The organism is Micromonospora sp. bgisy143 (genome assembly GCF_057708145.1).
This window is the reverse complement of sequence record NZ_JBYIRN010000009.1, coordinates 64,680-79,772: the sequence shown is the minus strand read 5'-3', so window position 1 is coordinate 79,772 and position 15,093 is coordinate 64,680. Positions and strand designations below refer to the sequence as shown.

At 72.1% G+C, this 15,093-nt stretch carries 13 protein-coding genes; 4 read left to right on the top strand and 9 right to left on the bottom strand.

Annotated features, from left to right (window positions below; translation table 11 throughout):
* Positions 1–136: 136 nt before the first annotated feature.
* The 7 genes from AC3EN4_RS13585 to AC3EN4_RS13555 all read right to left on the bottom strand — a co-directional run bounded on the left by AC3EN4_RS13585 (position 137) and on the right by AC3EN4_RS13555 (position 7,526).
* On the bottom strand, positions 137–1,756 hold the full coding sequence (locus tag AC3EN4_RS13585; RefSeq protein WP_435206245.1) for a S1C family serine protease: 1,620 nt from the start codon (positions 1,754–1,756) through the stop codon (positions 137–139).
* Between the two features lie 62 nt (positions 1,757–1,818).
* Positions 1,819–3,369, bottom strand: a complete 1,551-nt coding sequence (locus tag AC3EN4_RS13580) for a sensor histidine kinase (RefSeq protein WP_435206244.1) — start codon at positions 3,367–3,369, stop codon at positions 1,819–1,821.
* Positions 3,366–4,067: a response regulator transcription factor gene (locus AC3EN4_RS13575; protein WP_422736714.1), complete on the bottom strand. Its 702-nt coding sequence runs from the start codon at positions 4,065–4,067 to the stop codon at positions 3,366–3,368. The genes AC3EN4_RS13580 and AC3EN4_RS13575 overlap by 4 nt, the downstream gene beginning before the upstream one ends.
* A 74-nt stretch (positions 4,068–4,141) precedes the next feature.
* Entirely contained in the window at positions 4,142–4,753 is a 612-nt protein-coding gene (locus AC3EN4_RS13570) for a PadR family transcriptional regulator (RefSeq protein ID WP_435206243.1), read from the bottom strand.
* The gene (locus tag AC3EN4_RS13565) at positions 4,750–5,574 is read right to left on the bottom strand and encodes a DUF4097 family beta strand repeat-containing protein (RefSeq protein WP_435206242.1); all 825 of its coding nucleotides are present in this window, start codon (positions 5,572–5,574) and stop codon (positions 4,750–4,752) included. Before AC3EN4_RS13565 ends, AC3EN4_RS13570 begins: the two co-directional genes overlap by 4 nt.
* A gap of 213 nt (positions 5,575–5,787) precedes the next feature.
* The gene (locus AC3EN4_RS13560) at positions 5,788–6,756 is read right to left on the bottom strand and encodes a lysophospholipid acyltransferase family protein (RefSeq protein WP_435206241.1); all 969 of its coding nucleotides are present in this window, start codon (positions 6,754–6,756) and stop codon (positions 5,788–5,790) included.
* Entirely contained in the window at positions 6,753–7,526 is a 774-nt protein-coding gene (locus AC3EN4_RS13555; protein ID WP_435206240.1) for a GNAT family N-acetyltransferase, read from the bottom strand. The genes AC3EN4_RS13560 and AC3EN4_RS13555 overlap by 4 nt, the downstream gene beginning before the upstream one ends.
* A 151-nt stretch (positions 7,527–7,677) precedes the next feature.
* Here AC3EN4_RS13555 and AC3EN4_RS13550 point away from each other — a divergent pair, with 151 nt between their 5' ends.
* From AC3EN4_RS13550 to AC3EN4_RS13540, 3 genes are all read left to right on the top strand, one after another.
* Positions 7,678–8,322, top strand: a complete 645-nt coding sequence (locus AC3EN4_RS13550; protein WP_435206239.1) for a hypothetical protein — start codon at positions 7,678–7,680, stop codon at positions 8,320–8,322.
* Between the two features lie 129 nt (positions 8,323–8,451).
* Positions 8,452–9,387: an ABC transporter ATP-binding protein gene (locus tag AC3EN4_RS13545; RefSeq protein ID WP_435206238.1), complete on the top strand. Its 936-nt coding sequence runs from the start codon at positions 8,452–8,454 to the stop codon at positions 9,385–9,387.
* Positions 9,384–10,205: a DUF2705 family protein gene (locus AC3EN4_RS13540; protein WP_435206237.1), complete on the top strand. Its 822-nt coding sequence runs from the start codon at positions 9,384–9,386 to the stop codon at positions 10,203–10,205. The genes AC3EN4_RS13545 and AC3EN4_RS13540 overlap by 4 nt, the downstream gene beginning before the upstream one ends.
* Positions 10,206–10,337: 132 nt before the next feature.
* Here AC3EN4_RS13540 and AC3EN4_RS13535 read toward each other — a convergent pair whose 3' ends face one another.
* Positions 10,338–10,745, bottom strand: a complete 408-nt coding sequence (locus AC3EN4_RS13535) for a hypothetical protein (RefSeq protein ID WP_435206236.1) — start codon at positions 10,743–10,745, stop codon at positions 10,338–10,340.
* A complete protein-coding gene (locus tag AC3EN4_RS13530) occupies positions 10,742–11,044 on the bottom strand; it encodes a hypothetical protein (protein ID WP_435206235.1) in 303 nt (100 codons plus the stop codon). Before AC3EN4_RS13530 ends, AC3EN4_RS13535 begins: the two co-directional genes overlap by 4 nt.
* A gap of 293 nt (positions 11,045–11,337) precedes the next feature.
* Here AC3EN4_RS13530 and AC3EN4_RS13525 point away from each other — a divergent pair, with 293 nt between their 5' ends.
* Positions 11,338–15,087: a multifunctional oxoglutarate decarboxylase/oxoglutarate dehydrogenase thiamine pyrophosphate-binding subunit/dihydrolipoyllysine-residue succinyltransferase subunit gene (locus AC3EN4_RS13525; protein WP_435206234.1), complete on the top strand. Its 3,750-nt coding sequence runs from the start codon at positions 11,338–11,340 to the stop codon at positions 15,085–15,087.
* The last annotated feature ends 6 nt before the right edge of the window (positions 15,088–15,093 follow it).

Genomic DNA, 15,093 nt, shown 5'->3' with positions numbered 1-15,093 from the left:
GCCGAGCCTGCCGGGTGCACGGGTGACGGCGGCTCACCCGGTAAGGGTGAACCGCCGAGGAAGAAGCGGCGGGTGACGGAGCCAACCCCCTTGGCTCCGCCACCCGCCGCCGGAGGGAGGCAGGTTCTGGTGTCGGTCAGGACGTCTCGGCGAGCGTCACGGTCACCGTCTTCTCGGCGCCGTTGCGCTTGAAGTGCAGCTCGACCCGGTCGCCGACCTTGCCGGCCTGCACCGCGCCGACCAGGTCGTCGGAGTCGTTGATCGGCTTGTCGCCGAAGCGGGTGACCACGTCGCCCTGCTGGAGGCCGGCCTTCTCGGCGGGGCTGCCCGGGGTGACCGAGGCGACCAGCGCGCCGCCGCCCTCGGCCTGGTTGACGCCGACCCCGAGCGACGGGTGGCTGACCTTCTCGCCACGCTGGAGCTTGCCCGCCACGTCCTTGGCCTTGTTGCTGGGGATCGCGAAGCCGACGCCGATGTTGCCGGTGCTCTGCCCGGAGGTGGCGATGGCGGTGTTGACGCCGATCACCTCACCCCGGGTGTTCACCAGGGCGCCGCCGGAGTTGCCCGGGTTGATCGGCGCGTCGGTCTGGAGCAGGCCGGAGATCGAGCTGACGGTCTGGCCCTGCTGGCGCGGGTCCTGCTGCTGGCCCTCGCCGGCCCGGATGGTGCGGTCCCGGGCGCTGAGGATGCCGGCGGTCACCGAGCCCTGGAGGCCGAGCGGGCTGCCCAGGGCGAGGACCTGGTCGCCGACCTGCATGGCGTCGCTGTCCCCGAACTTCGCCGGCTTGAGGTCGCTCACCCCGTTGGCCTTGACCACCGCCAGGTCGGTCTTCGGGTCGGTGCCGATGATCTTCGCCTGGACGTTCCGGCCGTCGGCGAAGACCACCTGCACGGTGTCCCCGCTCGCGGAGGCGACCACGTGGTTGTTGGTGAGCACGTAGCCGTCGGCGGTGAGCACCACGCCGGAGCCCTCACCACTGTCGGTGGCGATGGAGACGACGCTGTCCTGTACGGCGGCGGCGATCTTCGGCAGGTCCGCGCTGTTGAGCACCGGGGCGGCCGTGTAGGTGCGGGTGACGCCACCGCGGTCGCCGTCGAGGGCGAGCGCGAGGGCCCCACCGGCCACGCCGGAGCCGAGCATCAGGGCGAACACCGCGACACCGGCGCCGGCGAACTTGGCGATCCGACCCGGGCGCGGGCCGGCGCCGGGCGGCGTGACCTGCGGCCCCCAGGGCGGCACCGGCTGTCCCGGGTGCTGCGCGTGCTGGGGGTGCTGCGGGTAGGCGCCCGGCTGGCCCCCGCCGGCCCAGCCGGACTGCTGGCCCGCATACCAGGGGGCACCCGGGTAGCGGCCGTCGGTCGGCTGCGGGTAGCCGTGCTGGCCGGGCGTCGGGTGGCCGGAGACCGGGTACGGCGGCGCGGACGTGCCGGCGGCCGGCGGCTCGTACCCGGTGGGCTGCGCAGCGGTCGGCTGGTACCCGGCGGTCGGTGGCTCGTACCCGGTGGGCTGGCCGACGGTCGGCGGCTCGTACCCGGTGGGCTGGCCGACGGGCGTGGTCGGCGTGTCGGAGGCGGCGGGGACGGCCGGGCTGGCGGCGGTCGGCGTCGCGTCCCCGTCGGTCTGCACGACCGGAACGGGGGTGGTCGGAGAGTCGGACTGCGCGCGCTCGTCGCGCGGCAGCTCGGCGGTGGGGTGCGACGGCTCGGCGTCGGTGGGGGCCGGCCGGCGCTGCGGGTCGGACTCGAACTCGGTCATGTCCCTACCTTCTCCCTCGGCACTGCGATCAAGCTGGAACCGTCCTGGAAGTTGGCTGAAAGTCACTCGCCGCTGCCCTCGTCCGACGGCAGCAGCGGTAGCCGGACCCGGAAGGTGGCCCCGCCGCCGGGCGTCTCGGCGACCTCGACCGACCCGTGGTGGGCGGTCACCAGAGCGGCGACGATGGCCAGGCCGAGGCCCGTGCCGGTGTTGCCGTCGGCGCGTCGGGTCCGTGCCGCGTCGGCCCGGTAGAACCGCTCGAACACCCGTTCCGCCTGCTCCGGGGTGAGTCCGGGGCCGGTGTCCGCCACCTCGATGACCGCCAGGTTGCCCGGTTCGGCGCGCAGGCGCAGGCGGATCTCGGCGTCCGGTGGGGTGTGGGTGAGGGCGTTGGTGACGAGGTTGCCGATGACCTGGCGCAGGCGCGCGTCGTCGGCGAAGACGACGAGCGGACCCGATCCGGGCTCGATGTCCAGGTCGATCCGGCGGTCCGGGGCCATCGCGCGGGCCGCCTGTACCGCGTCGGAGGCGAGCACCGGCAGCTCCACCGGGGCGAGCGAGAGCGGGCGTTCCCGATCCAGCCGGGCCAGCAGCAGCAGGTCCTCCACCAGCAGCCCCATCCGGGCCGCCTCGTCCTCGATCCGGCGCAGCAGTCCGGCGGTCTGCTCCGGCGCACGGGCCGCGCCCTGCCGGTACAGCTCGGCGAAGCCACGGATGGTGGTCAGCGGGGTCCGCAGCTCGTGCGAGGCGTCCGCCACGAACTGCCGCATCCGTTCCTCGGAGCGCCGGGCCCGCGCCTCGGACGCCAGGGCGGCGGCGGCCGCGTCCCGGGCGCTGCTCTCCGCCGACCGAGCAGCCGTCTCGGACGCCGCCCGGGCGGTGAACGCCGCCTCGATCTGGGTGAGCATCGCGTTCAGGGCGCGGGACAACCGGCCCAGCTCGGAGGTGGGATGCTCCTGGCCCTGCTCGGGGTCCGGCACCCGGCGGGTGAGGTCGCCACCGGCGATGGCGGCGGCGGTCTGTTCGATCTCGACGAGGGGTTTGAGACTGGTCCGGACGATCGCCGCGCCGACCGAGGCCAGCATGATCAGCACCGCGCCACCGACCAGCAGGTCGATCCAGACGAGTTGCTTGACCGCGAGGTCCACGTCGGTGAGGTGCTGACCGATGGCGGCGAGCTGACCGTTGGGCAGCTCGGTGTAGAGCATCCGCCACCGCACCTGACTGTCCCGGGCGCGGACCGTGAAGGGCTTACCCTCCAGCTTCTCGAAGCCGGCGGCGTCGGTGGGCCACGGCGGCAGGTCGTCGACGTTGAACCGCTTGTCGTCGTAGACGGTGACCCGAACGCCGTTCGGGTTGACCACCACCACCACGTAGTCGGTCGGTACGCCAAGACGCCCCTGCTGCGCGGTCACCACCGCCGTCTCGATGTTGCGCGCCGAGCCGATCAGCTCGTTGTCGATCTGGCCGACCAGGTAGTTGCGCAGGAGATAGGCGGTCAGCGAGCTGATCACCAGCAGCGCGACGGCGACCAGCGCGAGGACCGAGGTGACCAGTTTGAGCCGAAGGGGTACGCCCCGCAGCCGTCCCTTTGCCTGCTGGACCGGGTTCACGCCGCCGGCTTGCGCAGCACGTACCCCACGCCACGGAGGGTGTGGATCAACCGGGGCTGACCGGTGTCGACCTTGCGGCGCAGGTAGGAGATGTAGGACTCGACGATGTTGTCGTCGCCCCGGAAGTCGTAGTTCCAGACGTGGTCGAGGATCTGCGCCTTGGACAGCACCCGGTTGGCGTTGAGCATCAGGTACCGCAGCAGCTTGAACTCGGTGGGCGAGAGCTGCACCCGCTGCCCGGCGCGGTGCACCTCGTGGGTCTCCTCGTCCAGCTCCAGGTCGGCGAAGGTGAGCCGGGACGGGGCCTGCTCGCCGGTGCTGGTGCGGCGCAGCACGGCGCGGATCCGGGCGGTCAACTCCTCCAGGCTGAACGGCTTGGTGACGTAGTCGTCGCCGCCCAGGGTGAGCCCACGGATCTTGTCGTCGGTGGCGTCCCGCGCGGTCAGGAAGACCACCGGGGTACGCGTACCGCCCTCGCGCAGCATCCGGATGACCTCGAAGCCGTCCAGGTCCGGCAGCATCACGTCGAGCACGACGAGGTCGGGCCGGTGGTCCTTGGCGGCGTTGAGGGCCGCGCTGCCGCTGGTCGCGGTCGCCACGTCGAAGCCCGCGAAGCGCAGGCTCGCGGAGAGCAGTTCGAGGATGTTGGGGTCGTCCTCGACGACGAGAAGTCGCGCCTCGGTCTGGGTAGCGGGCATGGGCCCAATCATCGGTGACCTCACTGCACCGGCGCTGGACGCTTCCTGGAAAAATCCTGTGAGTCGCCGAACGGTCAGCGCAGCAGCCGACGCAGCCCGTCCAGGGCCCCGTCGAGCAGCCGGATCGCCGTACGCAGTTGAGTGTCGCTGAACTGCCGTCCCCGCGCCAGCCGGCTCACCTCGGCGGTGAACGAGGCGAGCCGCTGGTCGAACTCGTCGAGCAGGGCGGCGCGCGGCGCGTCGGCCGGCGGAGACCGGTGCGGCGACGGAGGCGGCATCCACCGCGCGCGACGGGTCTGCCGAGCGGCCTCGCTCAGCTCCCGCTTGAGGTCCCGCGTCGAGCCACGCACCTCGCTGCGGATCTCGCCGGCCAGGGTGGAGAGGTCCGCCACCGAGGCCGCGATGTCCGCCTCCAACGCGGCCAGCTCACCGGCGCGCTGGCGCAGTTCGTCGAGGCCGGCGTCGGTGATGGCGTACGTCTTGCGTCCCCCGGCGGCGGTGTGGCTGACCAGCCCTTCGGCCTCGAGCCGTTGCAGGCGGGGATAGATGGTGCCGGCGCTGGGGGCGTAGAGCCCGAGGAACCTGTCCTCCAGGAGGCGGATCAGCTCGTAGCCGTGCTTGGGACCGTCGTCGAGGAGCTTGAGCAGGTAGAGCCGGAGCCGTCCGTGGCTGAACACGGCGGTCACGGCAGCTCCTCGGAATCGTCGTCGACCGCTCGGGCGAGCAGGGCGATGCTGCCCGAGGTCGCGGAGGCCCAGAGCTTACCGGCACCGCTGCCGAGCACCCCCTCGCTGCTCGGCAGCGGGTATGTCGCGTTGCGCACCTGGGGAAAGCCGCTGGTGATCCGGCCGGCGGCGGTGTTCAGCCGGACCGAGAGGTCGCTGTCCTCGCGGACCCGGACGGTGATGCTGCCGGAGATCGTGGCGAGCCGGATGTCGCTGCCCCGGGGGTTGTCCAGATCGCAGGTGATGGCGCCGGAGACCGTCTGCGCCCGCACCCGCTCGGCGGCGCTGTCGGCGAGGATCACCTCGCCGGAGACGGTCTCCAGGGTGAGGTCACCGCGCACCCCGAGCGCCTCCACCGGCCCCGAGGTGATCTTCGCGGTGGTGGTGCCGCGCAGCCCCATCAGCGTGATCTGACCGGCGGCGAGGTCGACGGTGGTCTGCCGACGCAGCCCGGAGACGACCACCGAGCCGGCGCCCAGGCCCAGGTCGGCGAGGACGTCGGCGGGCACGGCCACCGAGACGTCCACCCGGGGGAAGCGGTGGATCGCGCGGAGTCCGCGCAGGAAGCCCGACCAGCCCCACTCGCGTTCGTGGCGGATGCTCAGGCGGCCGTCGGAGTGGTCGATCAGGACCGGCCGGCGGCCGACCTCGGTGATGTCGATCCGGGCCGGCCCGTCGGCGGCGACCACGTTGAGCCGCCCGCTGGCGAGGCGGACGTCCAGCCGGTCGACCGGGCCGTCCAGGGTGAGCCGCTGCGGTCTCTCGACCGTCCATCCGGCCATGGCTGTGCTCCTCTCGACGGCACGCCGCAGCGCGCCTCCCGAGAAGACACTAACGCGATACATCGCGATACGACAAGACTCTCACACGGACCGCCCCGCGCAACCCCTCAAGATCGCGCCCGAACAGGGATGTAGTGGTCTCCAAGGGCGTGGGATGCCCCTAGATCCATGTTCGAGCACGATCTTCGCGGGCTCGGACGCGGCGGGGTCGGGTCAGGCGGCCAGGTCCAGGCCCCGGCCCGGGACCGCCGGGACCGCCGAAACCGCCGGGACCGCCGAGACCGCCGAAACCGCCGGGACCGCCGGGGACAGGGCGGCGACCGGCCGCAGCCGGGTCCGCGCCGGAGCGGCCGCCACCAGGTGTACGGCTGACTCGGCGGCCCGGGCCAGCAACCGCCGGTCGGCGTCCTGCCCCGGGTGCAGCGCGGCGGCGACCGTCACCGAGACCACCAGGTCCCGGGCCGCGACCACCCGGGCCACCGAACGCAGGAGGGTGTCCGCGCCGAGGAACGCGGCCACTGTGGTCCCCGCCCCGGTGTCCCCGCTGCGGTACCCGAGCCGCAGCGGCACCACCGGAGCGCCCGCGTCGATGGCCGCCTGGAACATGGCCGGCCGGAAGCCGCCCCCGGGGCGACACTCGGCCGCGCCGTCGCCGGCACACCAGGTCGTACCCTCGGGAAAGACCGCGACCGAACGACCGGCGCGCAGCGCGTCGGCGAGCCGGCGCACGGTGGCCGGCAGCGCGCGCGGGCGCGACCGGTCCACGAAGACCGTGCCCGCGACGGCGGCCAGTGCACCGACCACCGGCCACGACCGGATCTCCCGCTTCGCCACCATCCGGGTGGGTGCGACCGCCAGGACGGCGAGGATGTCCAGCCACGACACGTGGTTGGCGACCAGCAACGCGCGCCGCCGGGGCAGCCGCCCCTTGATCACCAGCCGGACGCCGAAGGCGCGGACGGTGCCCCGGGCCCAGCCGCGCAGCAACGCCTGCCGCTCCGACGCCGGCAGTACGGGCAGCAGCACCGCCACGCCCACCCCGGCCAGCAGCATGCCGCCCGCCGCGACCAGCCGGAGCACCCGGCGGGCCACCGGAACCGTGGGCACCTCGCCGACCGCCGGCAGGCAGTCGTCGTCGCAGCCCGACGAGGGCCGCCACAGGTCGTGCGCCGCGACGCTCACCGCTCGTCCCCGCCCAGGAAGTGCCGCAGGTAGCGCGGGTTCATCCGGTCGAGGGAGAAGAGCACGTAGAAGTCCGCGCACCGGAAGTCGGGGTCGTACGACGGCTCACCGCAGATCCACGCGCCGAGTCGCAGGTAACCGCGCAGCAGCGGCGGCACCGCCACCCGGGCGGCCGGCTCGGCGGCGGGGGCCAGGGCGGCGGCCGGTTCGGCGAACCACGGACGCAACGGCCGGACCCGCAACGGCGGCGGTGCCAGGTGCCGGGCCTGGGCCTGCGCCCACACCCCGGCGACCGTACGACCGTCGTCGTCGACCGGCACCGACGCGCAGCCGCCGAGCCAGCGCGAGCCGCGCAGGTGCAGGTAGCGGGTGAGGCCGGCCCACATCAGGTTGATGACCGCGCCCGAGCGGTGGTCCGGGTGCACGCAGGACCGGCCCGTCTCGACGAGGTCGTCCCGCAGCGGGTCCAGCGCGGCGAGGTCGAACTCGCTCTCGGCGTACCGCCGGTCGGTACGCCCCGGCGGCAGCAGCCGGTACGTGCCGACCACCTGCCCGGTGCTGTCCTCCCGGACGATGAGGTGGTCGCAGTGGGCGTCGAAGGGGTCCACGTCCAACCCGGCCGCGCCGGGTGCGAGGGTGGCGCCCAACTCGGTGGCGAACACCTCGTGGCGCAGGCGTTGCGCGGCCGCGACCTGGGTGGGGTCGTCGGCGATCAGCAGGGTGTATCCGCTGGTCGTCAGTGGCGTGCCAGCGACATGCAGAACGGCCATGGGATCTGTGTAAGGGCCCCGGGTGCCATCGGCGGGCACCGCTGGTGTCGGACGGATGAACGCCGGTCGGCGGATGCTCGCGGAAGGCGCCCGTGCGAGGCTGCGGGACGGACCGGCGACGACGCCGGGCCACGCCCCACGGAGGTCACCCATGCGTATCGAGTCCCGCTACAACGGGCCCACCGGCTCCGGCAACGGCGGTTGGAGCGCCGGGCTCTTCGCCACCGCGGCGGGGCCCGGACCGGTCGAGGTGACGCTGCGTCGACCACCGCCGCTGGACACGGAGTTGACCCTCGTCGACGGCGAGGTCCGGGACCCGGCCGGTGACCTGGTCGCCGAGGTCCGCCCGACGGATGCCGTGGACGCCGTCGTACCGCCGGTCGACGCGGCGACGGCGGCCGAGGCGGCCACCCGCTATCCCGGGTTCGCCGCGCACCCGTACCCCGGGTGTTTCGTCTGTGGTCCGGGCCGGACCGACGGGTTGCGGATCTTCCCCGGACGGCTGCCGGACGGCCGGACAGCCGCGCCGTTCCGCGCGCCCGAGCAGGTCGACGACGCCACCGTCTGGGCCGCGCTGGACTGTCCCGGCGGCTGGACGGTGCTCGCGCCGGAACGCCCGTACCTGCTCGGCCGGATCGCCGCCGTGGTCGCGGCCCGGCCGGCGCCCGGCGACGAGTGCGTGGTGACCGGCGCACTGATCGGTGTCGACGGCCGCAAGGCGCTGGTGCACACCAGCCTGTACGGCCCGGACGGCACGCTGCTCGGCGCGGCCCGGGCCACCTGGATCGCCCGCTGAGGTCCGCCGTCGTGGCCGGCGTCATTCGCAAGGAGGACCACGCCGTAGGTACTCGGGCTGATTGACCTTGTTGCTCGGTACCGTCACGCTGTGCCACGGCGTACCTCGACGCCACACGGGAGGAGAACGATGACTGACGGGCAGCGAAGCCCCACCAGCGACGGTCAGATCGTGGTGTCCGGTCTGACGAAGCAGTACAAGAACGTGCGGGCGGTGAACAACCTGTCCTTCACCGTGGCACCGGGGCGGGTGACCGGCTTCCTCGGCCCGAACGGCGCCGGCAAGACCACCACGCTGCGCATGCTGCTGAACCTGGTCACTCCGACCGGGGGCACGGCCACCATCAGCGGCCACCGCTACGCCGACCTGAGCGACCCGCTGCGGCACGTCGGCGCGATCCTCGAGGCGTCCAGCGCGCACAAGGGCCGCACCGGCATCAACCACCTGCGGGTGATCTGCGCCGCGGCCGGCCTGCCCCGCAACCGGGCCGACGAGGTGCTGGAGCTGGTCGGGCTGACCCCGGCCGCGAAGCGTAAGTTCAAGGGCTACTCGCTGGGCATGAAGCAGCGGCTCGGTATCGCCGCCGCGATGCTCGGCGACCCCCGGGTGCTGATCCTCGACGAGCCGGCCAACGGGCTCGACCCGGAGGGCATCCGGTGGATGCGTGGGTTCCTCAAGAACCTCGCCCACGAGGGTCGTACGGTGCTGGTCTCCAGCCACCTGCTGTCCGAGATGCAGCTCCTCGCCGACGACGTGGTGATCATCGCGGCCGGGCAGCTGGTCCGGCAGGGGCCGGTCGAGCAGGTGCTCGGGTCGATGGCCCAGGGCGCCCAGGTCCGGGTCCGCACCCCGCAGGCCGAGGCGCTGACCACCGCGCTGAAGGCGCAGTCGGCCACGGTCACCACCGACGAGCACGGCGTCCTGCTGGTCTCCGGGGTGGACGCCCCGACGATCGGCCGCGCCGCCCTGGCCGCCGGTGTGGAACTGCACGAACTGACCACCGAACGGCCCGACCTGGAACGGGTCTTCCTGGAGCTGACGGCCGGAAAGGCGGACATCCGATGAACCTGGTCCGATCCGAGCTGCTCAAGATCCGTACCACCAACACCTGGTGGATCTTCGCGCTGATCAGCCTGCCGCTGTGGGCGCTCACGCTGCTCATCAACTGGTTGCAGGCCGACGCCCTCACCAGCACCAACCCCGCCGACGTGGGCGACCAAGCCGCCCAGTTCGAGGCGGCGGCCACTCCGGACGCGCTCTCGTCGAACCTGTTCACCACCGGGCAGTTCTTCGGCCTGCTGATCATCATGCTGCTCGGCATCATCGTGGTGACGAGCGAGTTCTTTCACCAGACGGTCACCACCACGTTCCTCACCGCACCACACCGCACCGCCGTCATGCTCGCCAAGCTGGTCGCGGCGGGCGTGCTGGCGCTGCTGTTCTGGCTGGTCACCACCGTGTTCAACCTGATCGCCGGGTCGGCGGTGCTGAGCGCGGTCGGAGTGGACTCACAACTCGGCAACGACGCCGCCTGGCGGGCGATCGGGTTGAACCTGCTCGCGTACCTGCTCTGGGCGGTGTTCGGCGTCGGCATCGGCGTGCTGATCCGCAGCCAGATCGGCGCGACCGTGACCGGCATCCTGCTCTACCTGGGCGGCTCGATCGGCGCGGCCGTGGTGATCGCCATCCTGGCCAACCGCTGGGGCGACTGGATCAACAACCTGCAACTGCTGGTGCCGTCGCTCGCCTCGTCGCTGATGGTCACCGGGACCGACATCCCCGGTAACCCGCCGCGCTGGGCCGGCGCGGCCGTGCTGATCGGGTACGCGGTGGTCACCGGCGTGGCCGGCTCCTTGCTGATCCGTCGGCGCGACATCTCCTGACCGACCGGTTTCCGGGGTGGCGGCGGCACGGCCGTCACCCCGGGACCGTTTCGGGGTGCGGGCGGCATCGCCGCCACGCCGACGCGGCGTCGGGGGTGGCGGGGCATCGCCGGCAGCCCCGGAGGGCGCCCGTCAGCCGCCGGGACAGCCCCGGCCGCCGCTGACGGGGATGCACTGGGTGATCTGCGGGGCCGGCTCCTGGTCGGCGGGGACGTGCCCGATCAGTCCGCTGATCGCCATGTTGCCCACCAGCGCGACCGCCACGTAGATCAGCGCCACACCGCCGAACGCCCCGGCGAAGTGCCGACGCCACATCGCCTCGCCGGCCAGTCCGGCCAGGAGCAGACCGATCACCGGCAGCACCCCGTTGAGCAGGAGCCCGGTCATGAGCAGGTCATCGGTGGTCGCGCCGAACGCCTGCGCCTCGGCGTGCGTCGGCGTGTACGGCCGGGACACGCGCCGGATCAGACCCACCAGCAGGAGGAACGGCACCCCGTAGAGCCAGGCGAAGAAGAGCCCTCCGAGGCCGAGCCGCTTCACAGCGACCCCGCGAGGACGGCACCACAGAGCGTGAGGCTGAGCCCCGCCGACGCGGTGCCAGCGACCACGGCCGACGGGATGAGCCGCGCGGCCAGCGCGGCCACCAGCGCCGTCACGAACAGCAGCCCGACGAGTACCGGTGCGCCCCACACCAGCGCGACGAACGCCAGCGACTCCCCCGGCGACAGGCAACCGAACCAGGCCGCGCAGTCGTCGCCCACCGGCCTGCTCGGCACGCTCGTGGTGCCCACCGCCACGGCCGCGACGGCGGTGACGTACCAACCGGTCGCCACCGCCATGCTCCTGCCGTAGCGCCCCCCTGCCCCGTGTCGATCCATGCGCCCGATCCTCGCGGAGAAGGGCCCCCGGGACATCCGTAGGGATACTCAGTCCGGGCGTACCAGCCTGCGACGATCGCCGCAGGGGATGCTGAACTTCTGGCATCTTCTGTGAATCCGGCCACCCGACCGAGGCGGAAATGCCGGGGCGATCCGTACGGCGTAGCCTGGGAGTCGTCTGTCCGTTCTTCTTGATCGGGCGTGACGGACACCGCGTGACACACAAACCCGCGTGAAAGAGGCGATTACCGGCCGTGTCGACCCAGCAGACTTCGCAGGAGAACCCACTGGCGGGTTTCGGCCCGAACGAGTGGATCGTCGAGGAGATGTACCAGCGCTACCTCGCCGACCCAACGAGCGTCGATTCGGCCTGGCACGACTTCTTCGCCGACTACCGACCAGCGCCCGGCGCCGCCACACCGCGTCCGGCGGAGAGCGCCGGTAAGCCGGCCGCCGCGCCCGAGCCGGACGGCCAGCCGGAGGCGGCAGCAAAGGTGACCCAGCCCGCCACGAAGCCGCCCGCCGCGCCGGCCAAGCCGGCCGCCGCCGCGCCCGCCCCGGCCAAGAGCGCCCCGACGCCGGCCCCGGCGGCCGCTGCCAAGGAGGCACCGGCCAAGCCGGCCGCCAAGGCCCCCGCGCCGAGCGCCGAGGGCCCGCAGACCACGCCGCTGCGGGGCGTCGCCGCGAAGATCGTCCAGAACATGGACGCCTCGCTGAGCGTGCCGACCGCGACGAGCGTGCGCGCGGTTCCGGCGAAGCTGCTGGTCGACAACCGCATCGTGATCAACAACCACCTCGCCCGGGGGCGGGGCGGCAAGGTCAGCTTCACCCACCTCGTCGGCTACGCGATGGTCCGCGCGCTGGTCGAGCACCCGGAGATGAACAACTCGTTCGCCGAGGCCAACGGCAAGCCGGCCGTGGTCCGCCCGGCGCACGTCAACCTCGGCATCGCCATCGACCTGGCCAAGCCGGACGGCAGCCGCAACCTCGTGGTCCCCTCCATCAAGGGCTGCGAGCAGATGGACTTCCGGCAGTTCTGGCAGGCGTACGAGGACGTGGTCCGGCGGGCGCGGCGCAACGAGCTGACCATGGAGGACTACTCCGGCACCACGATCTCGCTGACCAACCCGGGTGGCATCGGAACCGTGCACTCGATGCCGCGGCTCATGCAGGGGCAGAGCGCGATCATCGGCGTCGGCGCGATGGAGTACCCGGCCCCCTACCAGGGCATGTCCGAGGCCACCCTCGCCGAGCTGGCGGTCAGCAAGATCATCACGCTGACCAGCACGTACGACCACCGGATCATCCAGGGCGCGCAGTCCGGCGAGTTCCTCAAGGTCATGCACGAGCTGATCCTGGGCGAGCACGGCTTCTACGACCAGATCTTCACCTCGCTGCGCATCCCGTACGAGCCGGTGCGCTGGATGCGGGACGTGGCCGTCAACTCCGAGGGTCAGATCAACAAGACCGCCCGGGTGCACGAGCTGATCCACGCGTACCGGGTGCGCGGCCACCTCATGGCCGACACCGACCCGCTCGAGTTCAAGATCCGCAAGCACCCCGACCTGGACGTCCTCCAGCACGGGCTGACCCTGTGGGACCTCGACCGCGAGTTCCCGGTCAACGGCTTCGCCGGCCGGCAGCGGATGAAGCTGCGCGAGATCCTCGGCGTGCTGCGCGACTCGTACTGCCGCCGGGTCGGCATCGAGTACATGCACATCCAGGACCCGGAGGAGCGGCGCTGGATCCAGGAGCGGATCGAGCGCAAGTACGAGAAGCCGTCCGCCGACGAGCAGAAGCACGTGCTCAACCGGCTCAACGCGGCCGAGGCGTTCGAGACCTTCCTGCAGACCAAGTACGTGGGCCAGAAGCGCTTTTCGCTGGAGGGCGGCGAGTCGCTGATCCCGCTGCTCGGCGAGGTGCTGGAGTCCTCCGCCGAGAACGGGCTGGACGAGGTCGTCATCGGCATGGCCCACCGCGGCCGGCTCAACGTGCTGGCCAACATCGTCGGCAAGCCGTACGAGAAGATCTTCTCGGAGTTCGAGGGCCACCTGGACCCGCGCTCCACCCAGGGCTCCGGCGACGTGAAGTACCACCTGGGCCAGAACGGCAAGTTCACCACCCCGGACGGCGAGCACGCCGTGAAGGTGTCGGTGGTGGCGAACCCGTCGCACCTGGAGGCCGTCGACCCGGTGCTGGAGGGCATCGTCCGGGCCAAGCAGGACCGGATCGACCTCAAGCTGGAGGGCTACACCGTGCTGCCGCTCGCGGTGCACGGTGACGCCGCCTTCGCGGGGCAGGGCGTGGTCGCCGAGACGCTCAACCTGTCGCAGCTGCGCGGCTACCGCACCGGCGGCACCGTGCATGTGGTGGTCAACAACCAGGTCGGTTTCACCACCGCCCCGGAGTACAGCCGGTCCAGCCTCTACAGCACCGACGTGGCCCGGATGATCCAGGCGCCGATCTTCCACGTCAACGGCGACGACCCGGAGGCCGTGGTCCGGGTGGCCCGGCTGGCCTTCGAGTACCGGCAGGCGTTCAACAAGGACGTCGTGATCGACATGGTCTGCTACCGCCGGCGCGGCCACAACGAGGGCGACGACCCCTCGATGTCCAACCCGCAGATGTACAAGATCATCGACTCGAAGCGTTCGGTGCGCAAGCTCTACACCGAGGAGCTGATCGGTCGCGGCGACATCACCGTGGAGGACGCGGAGGAGCTGCTGCGCGACTACCAGGCGCAACTGGAGAAGGTCTTCAAGGCCACCCGGGACGCCGCCGCCGCGCCGCGCCAGCTCAACCGGCCGCGCCGTGAGGAGGAGCCGGAGCCGCAGGTCGACACCGCCACCGACGCCGCCGTGGTCAAGGCGATCGGTGAGGCGCACATCAATCTGCCGGAGGGCTTCACCCCGCACAAGCGCATCCAGCAGCTGCTCGACCGGCGGGCCAAGATGTCCGTCGAGGGCAACATCGACTGGGGCTTCGGCGAGATCATCGCGTTCGGGGCGCTGCTGCACGACGGGGTCACCGTCCGGCTGGCCGGCCAGGACTCGCGTCGCGGCACCTTCGTCCAGCGGCACGCGTCGGTGGTCGACTCCCGCACCGGCGACGACTACCTGCCGCTGAAGTCGCTTACCGCCGACGGCGAGCGTTCGCGGTTCTTCGTGCACGACTCGCTGCTGAGCGAGTACGCGGCGATGGGCTTCGAGTACGGCTACTCGGTGGAGAACGTCAACGCGCTGGTCGCCTGGGAGGCCCAGTTCGGTGACTTCGTCAACGGCGCCCAGTCGGTGATCGACGAGTTCATCTCGTCCGGCGAGGTGAAGTGGGGCCAGCGCTCGGCGGTGACCCTGCTGCTGCCGCACGGCCACGAGGGCCAGGGCCCGGACCACACCTCCGGCCGCCCGGAGCGGTTCCTGCAGATGTGCGCCGAGGACAACATGCGGGTGGCCATCCCGACGACCCCGGCGAACTACTTCCACCTGCTGCGCCGCCAGGCCCTGTCGCCCAAGCGCAAGCCGCTCGTGGTGTTCACGCCGAAGTCGCTGCTGCGGCACAAGCTCTGCGTCTCGCCGGTGGAGGACTTCACCACCGGCACCTTCCAGCCGGTGCTGCGCGACACGGCCGCACCGGCGCCGGAGGCGGTGAAGCGGGTGCTGCTCTGCTCGGGCAAGGTCTACTACGACCTGTTCCAGGCCCGGCAGGAGCGCGGCATCACCGACACCGCGATCATCCGGATCGAGCAGCTCTACCCGCTGCCGGTGGAGGAGATCCGCGCGGCCCTGGCGCAGTACCCGAACGCGGAGGACTTCGCCTGGGTGCAGGAGGAGCCGGCCAACCAGGGCGCCTGGTCGTTCGTGGCGCTCAACCTGCTGGAGCACCTCACCGACGTCCGGCTGCGGCGGATCTCCCGCCCGGCCGCGGCGGCCCCGGCGGTCGGTTCGGCCAAGACCCACGAGGTCGAGCAGACCGCGCTCATCGAGGCGGCACTCCCCCGCCCGTGACCTGAC

What these genes read in the sequence shown, in the direction of transcription:
- AC3EN4_RS13585 (WP_435206245.1), bottom strand. Translation starts at nt 1,756, where the DNA reads ATGACCGAGTTCGAGTCCGACCCGCAGCGCCGGCCGGCCCCCACCGAC.
- AC3EN4_RS13575 (WP_422736714.1), bottom strand. Translation starts at nt 4,067, where the DNA reads ATGCCCGCTACCCAGACCGAGGCGCGACTTCTCGTCGTCGAGGACGAC.
- AC3EN4_RS13565 (WP_435206242.1), bottom strand. Translation starts at nt 5,574, where the DNA reads ATGGCCGGATGGACGGTCGAGAGACCGCAGCGGCTCACCCTGGACGGC.
- AC3EN4_RS13555 (WP_435206240.1), bottom strand. Translation starts at nt 7,526, where the DNA reads ATGGCCGTTCTGCATGTCGCTGGCACGCCACTGACGACCAGCGGATAC.
- AC3EN4_RS13550 (WP_435206239.1), top strand. Translation starts at nt 7,678, where the DNA reads ATGCGTATCGAGTCCCGCTACAACGGGCCCACCGGCTCCGGCAACGGC.
- AC3EN4_RS13545 (WP_435206238.1), top strand. Translation starts at nt 8,452, where the DNA reads ATGACTGACGGGCAGCGAAGCCCCACCAGCGACGGTCAGATCGTGGTG.
- AC3EN4_RS13540 (WP_435206237.1), top strand. Translation starts at nt 9,384, where the DNA reads ATGAACCTGGTCCGATCCGAGCTGCTCAAGATCCGTACCACCAACACC.
- AC3EN4_RS13530 (WP_435206235.1), bottom strand. Translation starts at nt 11,044, where the DNA reads ATGGCGGTGGCGACCGGTTGGTACGTCACCGCCGTCGCGGCCGTGGCG.